Below are 14,805 nucleotides of genomic sequence, written 5' to 3'. Positions count from 1 at the left end.
GATTTTCTCATATTTGTTTTATAGTGAAACCATATGCTAATCAGAATGATTTAGAGGATAAAAACTTAATGAAAAAGGTGGTTTTTAGTGGCGTTGCCGCTGCGGTGCTGATGGCACTTTCAACAGGTGCAATGGCGAACTTTGTTGAAGGCAAAGATTATACGGTCGTGCAAAACCCAGGAAAGGTTGATGTCGCTGGTAAATTGGAAGTACGTGAGTTCTTTTGGTATGGCTGTGGTCATTGCTTTACTTTAGAACCTCATATGCAATCTTGGTTACGTAAAATTCCAAAAGATGTGAATTTTGTCCGTACACCTGCTGCAATGAACAAAGTATGGGAACAGAATGCACGTGGCTACTACGTTTCTGAAGCACTTGGTGTTCGTAAACGTACACATTTGCCTTTATTCCACGCGATCCATGACAAAGGTCAGCAGATTTTTGACCAAAAATCACAAGCGCAATTCTTTACGAAGTATGGTATCCCAGAAGCGAAATTCAATAGTTTATATAATTCTTTCGCAATTACTGCCAAAGTCTCTCAAGCAAATAAATTAGCGCAACAATATCAATTGACGGGTGTGCCAGCTGTTGTAGTAAATGGGAAGTATGTCGTACAAGGTGATAATGGCCGCGTGTTACAAGTGGTTGATTATCTATTGGATAAAGAGCGCAAAGCTAAATAATAAAAAACCCGCATTGAGCGGGTTTTTTTATGCCTCAGTAGTATTCCAATTCAAAATCCCTTTAAAGATTAATCGTATTTGGGTAATGGACTGTTTTTTGAGTACTAATTTTTGTAATTCAAGCTCCATACCTGAATATTGACGACCTAAGCTAATCCAAGACATTGCCCATGTGAAACATAAATTAATTAAAATATTCGACAACATTTTTAGGTCATCAGCATGATGAAAATTTTGTACGATTTCGAATTTTTGTAGGTCATTGGCCAAATCAGAATTTAGAAACTCAATTTCACGAGCAATCGCACGTCTTACCACTTCAGAGCCACCCCAGCGCTCTGCGATCATAAAAATCCAAGGTTGGGTATTTAAATCGATGGCTTCAAAAAAAAGTTCCATGCTAGTTTCGGCTTTAGCATCAGGGTGGGCTAAACCTTGACCGAGCTGATGAAGTACGGTTTTCAAATATAACGCGACTTGATCCACTAACTCTTGGCCTAATTCATCCATATCTTGAAAATGTCGATAAAAGGCTGTTGGCACCAAACCAACCTCACGTGCAACTTCACGCAGACTAATACTGCTAAATGAACGGCCAGATGTGCTTAAGCGCAAAGCGGCATCCAGTAAAGCCTGACGACTTTGTTGTTTACGTTCATCGCGTATAGACATCTTAAAACCTGAGAAGTGAAGTCGAGATGAGTCTATCAAAAAAATATAAAAATTAAACGACGAATGTCAGTGAACATGTGTTGACTCAATTTTAAAATCAATATAGTGTACACATGTTCACTATTAGAACACTTGTTCACTCAATTAAATTGAAATACAAAAGAGGAACGTTTGAGATGAGTAGTTATCTGTCATATCGTCCTGAATGGATTCGAGAAGATTTCGTCGATTTTATCGCTGAAAAAATACATCCCACTTTGGCTTGGAAAAAAGTCAAAGCATCGCTCGTGAGTCGTCAGGCACTTAGTCACGATTTCTATGAGATTCATTTATGTCCAAATCACAATTTCGATTTTCAACAGATTGAGGCAGGGCAAAGTGTTTTAGTCACAGTCGTAGTTGCAGGCGTGCGTCTACAACGTAGTTATTCGATTGTGGAAATTTCTGCGACAGGTAATCTGGTGATTGCTGTCCGAGCTCAAGGAGTAGTGTCGAATTGTTTAAGCCAATTGGCGATAGGTTCTGTTGTGGAAATTTCTCAAGCGCAAGGTGAATTTACGCTTGAGCCGACTCAACAGCCAATTGTGTTATTGGCGTCGGGGAGTGGCATTACCGCCATTTATGCATTGCTTACGAAGGCTTTAAACACATTATCTGTACCTATCTATTTGATTTATTTCTGTCGAGATGACGCGTTCCACGTGAAACTACAACACCTCGCTTCAAAACATGATCATTTTAATTATCACTATTTTAATACACGCCAACATAAACAATATCTGACATTGGCGTTGTTAGAGCAGTTAATGCCAAGTTTTAGGCAAGCACAGATTTATGCATGCGGTGCAACTTCGATGATGCAAGCTGTAAATCAAATTTGTCATGAAGAGGGGATCAGCAATCAGCTCAAACAAGAGTTTTTTCAAATCCGTGTAGATGAAGAAATTGAAAAACAATCTGTCACGTTTATCCGCAGTCAGAAATCGTTTGAAGCTCAAAAAAGTTTATTGGTGAGTGCTGAAGAGGCTGGATTAAGACCCGCTCATGGATGCCGAATGGGTATTTGTAATGCATGTGTCTGTAACAAAGTGAGTGGCGCTACTAAAAATATGCTCACAGGTGAAATTGAACATGAGCCAAATCGACAAGTTAAATTATGTATTAGTCAGGCAGTAAGCCCTGTTGTGATTAATTTGTAATTTAACGGTATCGTATAAGACTGGAGAAAAATAATGAATATGTCACTTAATACAACATGGCAATCAAAATCTAAACATCTGACCGCTGAGCAAATTGAAGCATTTGGACAACGCGTTGAGCAGATCCGACTCAGTATTATGAATGATTTGGGTGAACAAGATGCCAAATATATTTATAAGATTCGCAACTTTGTTCGCTATAGCGAGATTGGCTCACGTGCATTGCTGATGTTTGGTGGTTGGATTCCACCTGTTTGGTTGGTGGGTACAGGATTACTGGGCGTGTCCAAAATTGTTGAGAATATGGAGCTTGGACATAATGTGATGCATGGTCAATTTGACTGGTTGAATGATCCTAGTTTAAACGGTGCGACATATGACTGGGACACCATTTCAACAGGCGATGACTGGAAATATACCCATAACTATGTACATCACACCTATACCAATATTGTGGGTATGGATCATGATGTAGGTTATGGTCTACTTCGTGTTTCAGCATCTCAAACGTGGGAACCAAGATTTTTGTTTAATATTCCCTTAGCGATTCAATTGATGGTGTTTTTTGAATGGTATGTCGGTGTTCAAAACCTACACTTGGAAGACGCGCTTGTTTATAAAACGAAATCTTGGAAACAAGTGTGGAAAGATGCTGAAAAATTAAGAAAAAAAGTACGACGTCAGGTAGTGAAAGATTATGTCTTTTTCCCCCTTATCGCTGGTCCAAATGCGCTTCCTGTCTTCGTAGGAAATGCAGTTGCAAATGTGATTCGAAGTCTGTGGTCATCTGCAGTGATTTTTAATGGTCATTTTACTGAAGATGCAGAAACATTTGAGATGGATAATACCGAAAACGAAACGCGAGCAGAATGGTATTTACGTCAAATTCGAGGTTCAAGTAACTTTACCGGAACATCATGGCTGCATATTTTGAGTGGTAATTTGAGTCATCAAATCGAGCATCATTTATTCCCTGATATGCCTGCAAATCGCTATGCAGAAGCTGCGCCAAAAATTAAAGCATTATGTGAGGAATATGGCATTCACTATAATGAAGCTAACTTTATGAAACAATTCTGGAGCGTTTGGGTTCGTTTAGCTAAATGTTCTTTACCAAATGATAAAACAGCTAAAATTTCTCAATCTATAAGAAAATTAAGAGGAATATTTGCCTGACTATCACTATTTAGTTTAATTCATTAAAGACGTGAAGCATTAATCAAAGTTTTAAGCTTGGAACGTGAAGAGTCAACAAAAAAGCCCGATTGGTGGGGATCGGGCTTTTGAATCAAATAAAGGTACTTAAATTAAAAAACGGGTATTACGTTAATTGTAAGAAATCTAAAGTTATTCAGAAGACAAAAATATTATTCCAACATCTAGTTGTTCTAACTTACTAGGATCAGAATTAGAAACTTGTTCATGAAGTTTTTCAGAATAATCATATATTTTCGTTCTAAAACCAGGAAATTGAATATAAATATGTGCAGCACTCTTATTCCAATCTTTTAAACTTGGTTTTATCAAATAATATTTTAGTGTTTCAGGAGAAATTTTAAACTTACCTTTGCTATCGGTTGTAATAGAATTATGACTATCTCTAGCTGTATCATATCCAATATAACCATGATAATTGGCAATAGGTTTTTTACTTTCAATACTATATATATAGCCTGTAGTTTCAGGAGTTAAATATAAAGTCTTTTGAGTGCAAGCTACTAAAAAAGTGGATATAAATATTATAAGCAAATGACTAAAAAAAAAATTCATTTTGTAATTCCAGAAATAAATAAAAGCCCAGCTACGTCTTCTTGACTTGATACAGATCGTTCATGAAATAGAGTTATACTATTTCATTGCTTGGTGAATCTTTTGAATATCATCTTGGGAAAGCTTTTTTAGCTGCTCTTCTGGCAGTTCATGCAAAAAATAGGGCTAGTCATGCTAGATCCAATTATTCTAATTTAATAAAGAATAACAAAATACACAGTGAAGAAAAAGTTCAAAATGTAATCACACATTATCAAGAATAGTGATCATTTTACATATGGGCGTTATACGAAGTCTGATCATTTTTTATGTCAATTCAGTTCAAACCAATGCATGTTTTTAAATGCAACAGCAATTTTAAAACACGGACTTATAACAAAGTCAGATGCCATCAATCTGCTATAATGTGCCCAATCTTTTTTTAAGTAAAAATTAGGACGTATTATGCGTATTGACCAGCGTGCATTAGACCAGTTACGTGACGTTAAAATTACTCGAAACTATACACGTTATGCAGAAGGTTCAGTTTTAGTTGAATTTGGTCATACCAAAGTTCTTTGTACTGCCAGTGTTGATAATTCAGTACCGCGCTTCTTGAAAGGAAAAGGCCAAGGTTGGGTGACTGCTGAATATGGCATGTTGCCACGTTCAACCCATACACGCAGTGACCGTGAGGCAGCTCGTGGTAAACAAAGTGGACGTACTCAAGAAATTCAACGCTTAATCGGTCGTAGCTTACGTGCTATGGTGGATTTGAAGAAATTGGGTGAGAACACGATTACAATCGACTGTGATGTTATTCAAGCCGATGGTGGTACACGTACAGCGTCTATTACAGGTGCTGCTGTAGCCTTGATTGATGCTATGAATTCATTACTTGAGAAAAAGAAAATCAAACAAGATCCACTCAAAGGTTTGGTGGCTGCAATTTCTGTTGGTATCTATCAAGACGAAGTACTACTCGACTTATGTTATGAAGAAGATTCAAACTGCCAAACAGACTTGAATGTGGTGATGACTCAGGGGGGGGAGTTTATTGAAATTCAAGGTACTGCAGAAGATAAACCGTTCACGCGTACGCAATGTAACGCAATGCTTGAAATGGCTGAGAAAGGCATTCAAGAGTTAATTCAAAAGCAACAACAAGCACTAGGCTGGTAATTCGCATCTGATAGCATGCGTTAATTGCAAAAAAGCACCTTGATAGAGGTGCTTTTTTTATTTCATAGATTTGCAATTGAAGTTTCATTACAGCGTCACGAAAAAAGCGTATCACTGAGTTCGCATAAAACGAGAAGGATAACTACATGCGAGCTTATTTTTTTATATTCATTCTTACACCGAGTATTTTGTTAACAGCTTGTGGGGGAGATGATGATCACCAAACATCCAAACCGCAACCTTCAGATCCAAGCTGTGAAATCCACTGTGCTCCATAACCATAACAAGAATAAAAATAGGATAAATGTATGAACCGTCGTGACTTTATTTTAAATTCGACCAAGACATTATTGGGTGCATCTGCATTAGCAAGTTTTCCGCTGAGTATTCAAAAAGCTTTAGCAATTGATGCAAAAGTGGAAACTGGCACTATTCAGGATGTGAAACATGTGGTGATTTTGACTCAAGAAAATCGTTCTTTTGATAACTATTTTGGAACATTCAAAGGAGTACGTGGTTTTGGTGATCGATTCACCATTCCATTGAGTGGTAAAAGAGCGGTGTGGGAACAGTATGACGCCAACAAAAATAAAATTTTGCCTTATCACCTAGACAGTTCATTGGGCAATGCTCAACGTGTTTCGGGCACACCTCATTCATGGAAGGATGGTCAAGCTGCTTGGGATTGTGGGCGTATGGGCAATTGGGTGGAACATAAACAACCTCAATCCATGGGTTATTTTAAGAAACAAGAGCTCGAGTTCCAGTTTGCACTAGCGGAAGCATTTACTTTATGTGATGCCTATCATTGCGCTATGCACGCGGGAACTAATCCCAATCGTAAATTTATTTGGACAGGGACCAATGGGCCAACTGCTGCAGGTGTCGCGAGTGTAGTCAACGAGTTTGATAGTATTGGCTCATCAATGATCGGTTACGACTGGACCACGTATCCTGAACGCTTACAGCAGGCTGGGATCAGTTGGAAGGTTTATCAAAATATGCCCGATAATTTTACGGATAATCCTTTGGCTGGATTTAAGCAATATCGCAAAGCCAATGAATTATCTGGTCAGCCAGTTAGCCATGCCAATATTTTGTCACCTGAATATGATGAGCGTATTGATCAACGACAACCTCTCTATAAGGGTATTGCCAATACGATGCCTAAGGACGGCGGTTTATTAGGACAATTTAAACAAGATATCTTAGAGGGTAAATTGCCACAGGTGAGCTGGGTGGTCGCACCGGCAGCGTATAGTGAACATCCGGGACCATCAAGTCCTGTTCAAGGCGCGTGGTACATTCAAGAACTGTTAAACACTTTAACGGCAGATCCAGAGTTATGGAGTCAGACGGTTTTACTGGTCAATTTTGATGAAAATGATGGTTTCTTTGATCATGTACCATCGCCATCTGCACCATCAAGAGAAATCAATGAAGCAGGTGATATCGTTAAAGTTCATGGTAAAACCACGTTATCAGAACAAGAGATATCATATGAATATTTCAATCACCCACGTGTATCAGGTTCGACAGCACAGCCTGAATTAAAATTTAAAAATGGTAAGAATGAAAACTTCTGGCATGGTGTGTATGGTCCAGGAGTACGTGTTCCAATGTATATCATTTCACCGTGGAGTCGCGGGGGATGGGTCAATTCTCAAGTATTTGATCATACTTCAATAATTCAATTTCTTGAGCAACGTTTTGGCGTGCAAGAGCCTAATATTAGCCCTTATCGTAGAGCGGTCTGTGGTGACCTTACGTCGGCGTTTGACTTTAAGACACCTAACTTTAATATTCTGCCAACACTCAATGGGCAAAGAACAAAACAAGAAGCTGACAATACGCGTCATTCGCAAGAGCAACTGAGCAAGGTTCCAGTCCCATCAAATCAACAATTTCCTGTGCAAGAATCTGGAATACGTCATTCTCGAGCATTACCTTATTTATTACATACCAGCGCGCGCGTACAGGTTGCAACCCGAAACATACAATTGATTTTTGCAAATGGTGGAGAACAAGGTGCGGTTTTCCATGTCTATGACAAACTAGATTTAAATGCTATTCCTCGACGTTTTATGGTGGAGGCAGGGAAACAGCTTGAGGATGTTTGGGAGCTAGTAGATGATCAATATGATCTTTGGGTACTTGGACCAAATGGTTATCATCGAGCATTCAAGGGAAATCTTCACCATCAAATTGAAAGAGATCATTTGCCAGAAATTCGAATTTGCTATGAAGCCTGTCAACCTAAAATAATTTTAAAAATACGGCATGATGGTGCTGAAGTCGTGGAGATGATGGTCAAGGACAATGCATACTACAATCAAAAAATGTGGACTGTCAAAACTCAATCGAATGAGGCTGAACTTCATCTCGATTTAACGGAGTCTTGGGGATGGTATGATTTTAATGTTGTGATCGCCCAACAGCAGGGAGAGCAGGCTTATGAACGTCGATTTGCTGGACGTATTGAAACAGGGCAGCATACATGTACCGATCCTATGATGGGATTATTGCAACCTAAATCTTAAACACGAAGTAAAAAAGCCGTGAATGTTCACGGCTTTTTTCACAATTGAAAAATTCAGGTATTAAGACAGTCGAAATGAATTAGAGATCCAACCTTTCGGAAGTTGAGGCATTATAAGCTCCTCAGGGCGATTTGGATCTTCATCCAGTTGCTTACCACCATAAATGACATCATTGATCTGTCCATTTTGATTTTGATAGGTTAACCAAGGATAGGTTTTACCAAACCCAACAGGATCTTGGGTGTAATCACAAACACCATCTGGAAAAACTTTTTGTAATCGAGCCCATTGCTCATCTGTAAAGTTAATATTGGGGTAAAGACGACGTGTGAGTGGTTGTAGTTTACATTTATTGGCGTAGGTACTAATTTGATCACCTGCTACCATTCGCGGTGTTTTATAGACTGGTACACGAAGGTTATTGCAGAACCCAGATCTTCGAATCGTTCCTAATGTGATACATGAGTCGTTAAGATTTACTTTATTGCGAGTGAGTTTCTGTGGCAGAGGTAAATTGCTTGTATCATTTTTTACGCGATCCAACCATTGGTTCATATCATCGAAACTGATTTCTAAACATTTAAGATCGCCAATCATAATGGTATCACCTCCATACAGAAGCTGATTGTTATGATGTCCATGTGCTTTGTCTAAACGTGCTCTAATCGCGAATGCTCGGTAAGCATCATGGAATATTGCTGGATCTGGACCACGACAATCAATAATCGCCACTTGATCTAAATTATTGGCAACATTGATTAAACCAGTTCGATAAGCATTTTTTAAACCTTGCTCCGTGGCATATAACCGTTCGGGAATTGGATTAATATCAATATCAACTCCACCGAGGCGTTCATTTAATAAAACAAATTTTTCAGCATTGATCACACCATCAAATAAGGTTTGAAGCCCGTATTGCACACCGACATTATCAATTGGTAGGTTAGCAAACCCAATATTTCGCTGGTTTTCGACAGGACTCCAAATTTGTCTAAGCTGTTGTGTATTTGGATCAACTTCAGTTGGATTTCTGAGACCCAACAAATTTACAGCAGCCTCTTGAATTGAACAGCGTGTCCCATTCGGATTTGAGGTGGCATTGTACAGTTGTGTTTCTGATATTCCGCTACAAATTGTATTTGGTCGAGCAACATCGAATTGCGCAAGTTCACTGACATAACCATTAATCTCAGAAATATGACCTTGAATATGGTTAATTTGATGAGGGAGGAAAGAGCGGCCTTCTGCTGTTTTAAAATAATTGATCATAATATGATAATCAGCAAACTGAGACGCTGTACTCCATGCATCAGGGAAGGAGCACGTTACTAACAAACCTTGGTATACACCTGGATAAGCATTAGCTACCCATTGAGATGCGAGCGCGCCACCTGAACAGCCTTGTCCAATCGTGTAGTCTAAAGTGCCGTATTGTTCGATAAAACGTTCTTTGGCCATAATGATTGATTCAGCTTGAACCGCCAAATTACAGTTATGTCCACTGTTGGATAGCGCCGTAGACATGACGCCATAACCTTTGCCCAAAGCCTTGATGGTAATATCTGGCAAAATAGAAGTTGATGTCGCAACCACGGTAGGTGCAGTTGCAGACTGATAATCATTTCCGCAACTTTGCCCATGGGTTACTAACAGCTTATTATTAAATTGGGGTTGTGGATTCAGCGCAGTCCAAGGCTGATTAGGATTAAACAATACAGCAAACCGATATTCATCACGATTTTGATAGCCGACTTCTTCTCGAATGATAAATGGTACTTCTACGCCTGTATCGGTCTTAATTTTGGAAATCAGGCCCGCCGAAGGTGGTTTCTCAGGATTATAGGTTTGTAAAGTTCCGACCAAATTCCGATAGTAGTAATTATATTGAACAGGTTTACGACAAAATAAATCAGTCGAGCCGTTGGTACAGGTCCATGGATTAATTTGAGGTCCAGATAAAAGAGGGCCTGTGGTACTGAAATTTTTTAAATATAAATTTTGAATTTCATTTGGTGTTTCAATTTTAAGTAGATTTTCCCCTAACTGTAATCCATCTAATAGCACTCTATTCTGAGCATTAGAAAAGCGAGATTTGATGTCCTGTCCATTTAAATGAATGCTTATATTTGCGTCATTAAAATTAATCGATGGGTCTAATTCGATCAATACATCATTATCTGTCACAAGATCGGGGCGAGTTGATAAAACAGTCACGAATTCTTTTTCAAGTTTATTCGTTGGATTGTCAGGATCAGTTGGATTGGTCGGAGTTGGCTGTGATCCATTACCACCGCCTGAATTCCCCCCAGATTCGCTGGAGCTTTTACAACCGACGAGTAAGCTGCTACTAATCGCGACGCTTAAAAGCGTATAGATCATTTGCGTTTTCATGTGATTTCCCTAATGTACAACATGGTGGATGCAATCGATCCGATGACTGCATTTCTTTTTATTTATTCACTGACATTCAGCATGGTCTATGCGTTGACACCCTCCTATTATTTAGACAATGCGAACTCATGGTTTAATTGTATTTATTGGCTTCACTATGAATGAAAATTGAGCAGCATTCCATGACAGAAAATTGAATAATTGTAAAATTAAGGCGAATAAATAGTTGAAATTTAATGATTTACTTTGCATTATATGGATTTAGCATGATTTTGATTAAAAAATAATCTTAAAGCGTGGAAGGTATCAACTAGGACCATATAAATTCAAATTTTTTTGTATTCTTGCGATAAAGTTAATGTAGCATCACAGTTTTAAGCAATTAAAAAAAGGAGCAAAGCCCCTTTTTTATTGAGAGATAGGATTGAATCAATTAAGCGTTAAAGCGCATAGATAAATCGATGGCTTTGACATCTTTAGTCAGTACACCCATGGAAATAAAGTCGACGCCTGAAGTAGCAACTTCACGTAAGTTCTCGATGGTAATATTACCTGAAGCTTCTAATTTACAACGACCAGCCACATGCTTGACTGCATCAATCATTTGTTGTTGGCTGAAATTGTCCAACATGACGATATCGGCACCAGCATCTAAAGCTTGGTTTAACTCATCCCAAGTTTCAACTTCGACTTCCACAGGTTTACCTGGTGCAATGGCATGCGCTTTTTCGATTGCTTGCTGAATACCACCTGCAGCCATAATATGGTTTTCTTTAATTAAAAAAGCATCGAATAAACCTAAACGATGGTTTTGACCACCACCTACACCCACCGCATATTTTTGCGCAATACGTAAGCCTGGTAATGTTTTACGTGTATCAAGCAGTTTGGTATTTAAACCTTCCAAATGTTTCACATATTCAGCCGTTTTTGTAGCAACAGCAGAAAGGGTTTGTACAAAATTAAGTGCTGGGCGTTCAACGGTTAACAGACTGCGTGCTGAGCCGGCAAGTTTTAAAAATGCCTCATTGGCTTGAACTTGATCGCCATCTTGCTTTAACCAAATCACATCAACGCTTGGATCATAGGCTTTAATTAAAGCATTCACCCACGGTTGCCCTGCAAGAATCATCGTTTCGCGACTGATAATGGTTGCTGTTGCTTGTTCATCTTCAGGTGTCAGCAATGCGGTGATATCACGCTCACCAATATCTTCTTGCAATGCTTGTTGGATATTGATTTGAATTGATTGTTCAAGCAAAGATTGCGGTATGCTCATAAAATCCCTATTGTAGGCACCAGAAAAATGAGCAATATATTACCATTGCACCTCAAGTAATGGTGCTGTTTTTTTCGTCCAAGTCTTTTCCAAAGATGAGCGTGGATGAATTGTCATAAGTTGCAAACACGGATTGAGATCACACATGTCGAATGTACCCAAGCTTCAAGTGGTAGATGGTGTATTACAAGGTGCAAGATTTATTGCTTCACCAAATTTTAATCAAAGACCAGACCATACTGACATTCAACTGGTGGTCATCCACAATATTAGCTTACCGCCCTCACAGTTTGGAGGAGGCTATATTGAGCAGTTTTTCCAAAATAAATTAGATTGGAATGCACACCCTTATTTTAAAACCATTGAAGGGATGCAGGTCTCAGCACATTTATTGATTTTAAGGTCAGGCGAAATTTTACAGTTTGTTAATTTTAAAGACCGTGCTTGGCATGCAGGACGCTCTACGTACATGGCATATCCAGAATGCAATGATTATTCGATTGGCATTGAACTAGAGGGCTGTGATGATCAAGATTTTACGGAACAACAATACCAAGCTTTAGTTGAGGTCGTGGCAACACTTCAACACGCTTATCCTAAAATTAAAAGTCATATCGCAGGGCATTCAGATATTGCACCTGGACGAAAGACCGATCCAGGACCGCATTTTCAATGGTGTTATTTTAGAGATCAATTAAAACAACGAAAAATATGATGCTTTGTCGAATGAAATAACAATTTAAAAGCGAAGTTTTATTACAATATCGTCAATCTTTTTAAGTGGTGAATATGATGGCGCTTTGGCGATCCACCTTTATTGTTAGTGCAATGACCATGTTGTCTCGTGTCATGGGGCTTATTCGAGACATGGTGCTGTTAAATGTGTTCGGGGCAGGGAAAGACTTCGATACTTTTGTCGTAGCGTTTCGTATTCCCAACTTTTTTAGGCGTCTTTTTGCCGAAGGTGCATTTTCCCAAGCATTTATTCCTGTTCTCACAGAATATAAAACCACCAAACTCCATGCTGAAGTTCAGATCCTAATTAGTCGGGTATTTGGATGTTTGCTTACCGTGATGACTGCATTAACTTTGCTGTGTATGATTGTTGCACCTGCGATATTGTATGTTTATGCGCCAGGATTTCATGCCGATGCAGCCAAATTTGATTTATCAGTCGACTTATTCCGTCTCACCATTCCCTACCTGATGTTTATGTCGCTGACGGCATTTGCCAGCAGTATCTTAAACAGCTATGGCTCATTTACCACACCCGCATTTGCGCCAGTATTGTTGAATATTGCAATGATTGCAGGGGCTTTGTGGCTGTCTCCACATATGGAAACACCCATTATGGCATTGGGTTGGGCAGTGGTGTTTGCTGGCATTTTGCAATTAGCCCTACAAATTCCGGAACTGTGGCGCAAAAAACTCCTGATCCCACCCAAAGTTGATTTTAAGCACGAAGGTGTCGAGCGCATTTTAAAATTAATGTTGCCTGCACTGTTTGGGGTTTCAGTCACACAAATTAATTTGCTGCTCAATACCATTTGGGCGTCTTTTATGCAAAATGGTTCTGTGTCATGGCTTTATACAGCAGAACGGATGACCGAATTGCCTTTAGGCTTAATTGGTGTAGCCATCGGAACGGTGATTCTGCCTGCACTCTCTGCGCGTAAAGCTGAACAGGATCAAACTAAATTTAAGGCTATGTTAGATTGGGCTGCACGTGTCATCGTATTTGCTGGTATCCCAGCCAGTATCGCTTTATTTATGTTGTCTACACCGATTATTCAAGCGCTGTTCCAACACGGTGCTTTTGATGCACGAGCGACAGAAATGACCGCTTTGGCATTACAATGTATGAGTGGTGGTGTCTTGGCATTTATGTTGATTAAAGTCTTTGCTCCTGGATTTTATGCGATTCAAGATACCAAAACCCCAGTACATGTTGGCCTAATGGCAGTTGCAGCCAATGCCATTCTCAATGTGGTTTTTATTGGCATCTTCAAATGGATGGGCTGGGAAGAACTCCATATGGCATTGGCGTTGTCATCTACAGGTTCTGCTTTAGTCAATGCCGGGATGCTATATTTCTATTTACACAAACGTGAAATATTCCGATTTGGTCCGCACTGGAAAAAGTTATTTTTCCAATTTATGGTGGGTAACGCCGTGATGATCGCAGCCCTATGGTATGGCCTAAGCTGGTATAACCCAGATGTAGCGCCGTGGATTCGTGTATTTGAAGTGCTTGCTCTTTGTGTATTAGGTGTGGTTGCCTATGTATTGGGTTTATTTGCGACTGGCTTTAGACCAAGACAATTAAAACATGGCTAGTGCTTTAAACAGACCCTAAATAAAACAAAAAAACATCGCTTACGCGATGTTTTTTATAAGTCATGTGAACATTAAGGCAAAACTTTTAAAAGTTCGACATCAAAGATTAAGGTGCTGTTCGGCTCAATCGCATCGCCCGAACCGATCTCACCATAGGCCAAATCAGCAGGAATAAAGAAGCGGTATTTAGCACCTTCCTTCATGAGTTGTAAGCCTTCAGTCCAACCCGGAATGACTTGACTCACTTGGAATTCCACCGCTTGACTACGCGCGATCGAACTATCGAATACCGTGCCATCGATTAAACGCCCTTCATAATGAACTTTCACTTTTGACGTCGCTTTAGGCGTTTTGCCTTGACCTTGCTGAATCACTTGATATTGCAGACCTGTTGGTCGTGTGACGATACCTGCTTTTTTGGCATTCTCTTGTAAAAATTGTTGCCCAGATTTTAAATTTTCTGCAGCTAATTTTTGAAATTCAATCAGCTGTTTAGATTCGCTTTGCTTTTTGTATTTGGTTAAAGCCTGCGCCATTTCTTGATCGGTTAAACTCGATTTTTGACCGGTTGAGCCTTGTTTCAATCCTTCAATAAAAGCATCCAAATTAATATCTTTTAATGTATCCGCATTAGTACGTCCCATTACGTAGCCATAGCTATATCCGAGCTGATCTTTTTCAGTACTTTTATTGCTAATGTTTGCCGCAAATGAGCCAGAGCTGAGGATCAGCAGACTGCTTAATATAGAGATTTTTTTCATCATTCAAAT

At 39.3% G+C, this 14,805-nt stretch carries 12 protein-coding genes; 7 read left to right on the top strand and 5 right to left on the bottom strand.

Annotation, left to right across the window (positions count from 1 at the left end; all coding sequences use genetic code 11):
• Window positions 1-68 precede the first annotated feature (68 nt).
• Window positions 69-686, top strand: a complete 618-nt coding sequence (locus tag AC1M89_RS11845; RefSeq protein WP_180000355.1) for a thiol:disulfide interchange protein DsbA/DsbL — start codon at window positions 69-71, stop codon at window positions 684-686.
• 27 nt (window positions 687-713) lie between these two features.
• Here the strand turns inward: AC1M89_RS11845 and AC1M89_RS11840 are convergent, their stop codons facing one another.
• Window positions 714-1,358, bottom strand: coding sequence for a TetR family transcriptional regulator (locus AC1M89_RS11840; RefSeq protein WP_180028924.1), 645 nt, complete (start codon window positions 1,356-1,358; stop codon window positions 714-716).
• 176 nt (window positions 1,359-1,534) lie between these two features.
• Here AC1M89_RS11840 and AC1M89_RS11835 point away from each other — a divergent pair, with 176 nt between their 5' ends.
• The gene (locus tag AC1M89_RS11835; protein WP_481614251.1) at window positions 1,535-2,557 is read left to right on the top strand and encodes a flavin reductase family protein; all 1,023 of its coding nucleotides are present in this window, start codon (window positions 1,535-1,537) and stop codon (window positions 2,555-2,557) included.
• Between the two features lie 33 nt (window positions 2,558-2,590).
• A complete protein-coding gene (locus tag AC1M89_RS11830) occupies window positions 2,591-3,733 on the top strand; it encodes a fatty acid desaturase family protein (RefSeq protein ID WP_481614250.1) in 1,143 nt (380 codons plus the stop codon).
• Window positions 3,734-3,904: 171 nt separating this feature from the next.
• On the opposite strand, the gene AC1M89_RS11825 is transcribed toward AC1M89_RS11830, so the two are convergent.
• Window positions 3,905-4,327, bottom strand: a complete 423-nt coding sequence (locus tag AC1M89_RS11825; RefSeq protein ID WP_481614249.1) for a hypothetical protein — start codon at window positions 4,325-4,327, stop codon at window positions 3,905-3,907.
• 444 nt (window positions 4,328-4,771) lie between these two features.
• Here AC1M89_RS11825 and rph point away from each other — a divergent pair, with 444 nt between their 5' ends.
• Window positions 4,772-5,488, top strand: a complete 717-nt coding sequence (rph, locus tag AC1M89_RS11820) for a ribonuclease PH (protein ID WP_481592138.1) — start codon at window positions 4,772-4,774, stop codon at window positions 5,486-5,488.
• A 308-nt stretch (window positions 5,489-5,796) separates the two neighbouring features.
• The gene (locus tag AC1M89_RS11815; protein WP_481614248.1) at window positions 5,797-8,028 is read left to right on the top strand and encodes a phosphocholine-specific phospholipase C; all 2,232 of its coding nucleotides are present in this window, start codon (window positions 5,797-5,799) and stop codon (window positions 8,026-8,028) included.
• 60 nt (window positions 8,029-8,088) lie between these two features.
• On the opposite strand, the gene AC1M89_RS11810 is transcribed toward AC1M89_RS11815, so the two are convergent.
• The gene (locus AC1M89_RS11810; RefSeq protein WP_481613477.1) at window positions 8,089-10,419 is read right to left on the bottom strand and encodes a DUF6351 family protein; all 2,331 of its coding nucleotides are present in this window, start codon (window positions 10,417-10,419) and stop codon (window positions 8,089-8,091) included.
• A gap of 433 nt (window positions 10,420-10,852) precedes the next feature.
• The gene (gene nadC / locus AC1M89_RS11805; protein WP_481592142.1) at window positions 10,853-11,698 is read right to left on the bottom strand and encodes a carboxylating nicotinate-nucleotide diphosphorylase; all 846 of its coding nucleotides are present in this window, start codon (window positions 11,696-11,698) and stop codon (window positions 10,853-10,855) included.
• A gap of 145 nt (window positions 11,699-11,843) precedes the next feature.
• On the opposite strand from nadC, the gene ampD reads away from it, so the two are divergent.
• Window positions 11,844-12,413, top strand: coding sequence for a 1,6-anhydro-N-acetylmuramyl-L-alanine amidase AmpD (ampD, locus tag AC1M89_RS11800; protein WP_481596470.1), 570 nt, complete (start codon window positions 11,844-11,846; stop codon window positions 12,411-12,413).
• A gap of 68 nt (window positions 12,414-12,481) precedes the next feature.
• On the top strand, window positions 12,482-14,035 hold the full coding sequence (gene murJ / locus AC1M89_RS11795) for a murein biosynthesis integral membrane protein MurJ (protein WP_481614254.1): 1,554 nt from the start codon (window positions 12,482-12,484) through the stop codon (window positions 14,033-14,035).
• A gap of 71 nt (window positions 14,036-14,106) precedes the next feature.
• Here murJ and bamJ read toward each other — a convergent pair whose 3' ends face one another.
• On the bottom strand, window positions 14,107-14,796 hold the full coding sequence (gene bamJ, locus AC1M89_RS11790; RefSeq protein ID WP_481596469.1) for a BamJ family beta-barrel-assembly machinery protein: 690 nt from the start codon (window positions 14,794-14,796) through the stop codon (window positions 14,107-14,109).
• Window positions 14,797-14,805: the final 9 nt, after the last annotated feature.

It is taken from the genome of Acinetobacter sp. ANC_7635 (genome assembly GCF_056779945.1).
The sequence above is the reverse complement of the archived record's forward strand: the minus strand, read 5'-3'. Positions and strand labels throughout refer to the sequence as shown.

Bases quoted from the DNA above. Each gene is read 5' to 3' on its own strand.
- AC1M89_RS11845 (WP_180000355.1), top strand. From the start codon at position 69: ATGAAAAAGGTGGTTTTTAGTGGCGTTGCCGCTGCGGTGCTGATGGCA.
- AC1M89_RS11840 (WP_180028924.1), bottom strand. From the start codon at position 1,358: ATGTCTATACGCGATGAACGTAAACAACAAAGTCGTCAGGCTTTACTG.
- AC1M89_RS11835 (WP_481614251.1), top strand. From the start codon at position 1,535: ATGAGTAGTTATCTGTCATATCGTCCTGAATGGATTCGAGAAGATTTC.
- AC1M89_RS11830 (WP_481614250.1), top strand. From the start codon at position 2,591: ATGAATATGTCACTTAATACAACATGGCAATCAAAATCTAAACATCTG.
- AC1M89_RS11825 (WP_481614249.1), bottom strand. From the start codon at position 4,327: ATGAATTTTTTTTTTAGTCATTTGCTTATAATATTTATATCCACTTTT.
- rph (WP_481592138.1), top strand. From the start codon at position 4,772: ATGCGTATTGACCAGCGTGCATTAGACCAGTTACGTGACGTTAAAATT.
- AC1M89_RS11815 (WP_481614248.1), top strand. From the start codon at position 5,797: ATGAACCGTCGTGACTTTATTTTAAATTCGACCAAGACATTATTGGGT.
- AC1M89_RS11810 (WP_481613477.1), bottom strand. From the start codon at position 10,419: ATGAAAACGCAAATGATCTATACGCTTTTAAGCGTCGCGATTAGTAGC.
- nadC (WP_481592142.1), bottom strand. From the start codon at position 11,698: ATGAGCATACCGCAATCTTTGCTTGAACAATCAATTCAAATCAATATC.
- ampD (WP_481596470.1), top strand. From the start codon at position 11,844: ATGTCGAATGTACCCAAGCTTCAAGTGGTAGATGGTGTATTACAAGGT.
- bamJ (WP_481596469.1), bottom strand. From the start codon at position 14,796: ATGAAAAAAATCTCTATATTAAGCAGTCTGCTGATCCTCAGCTCTGGC.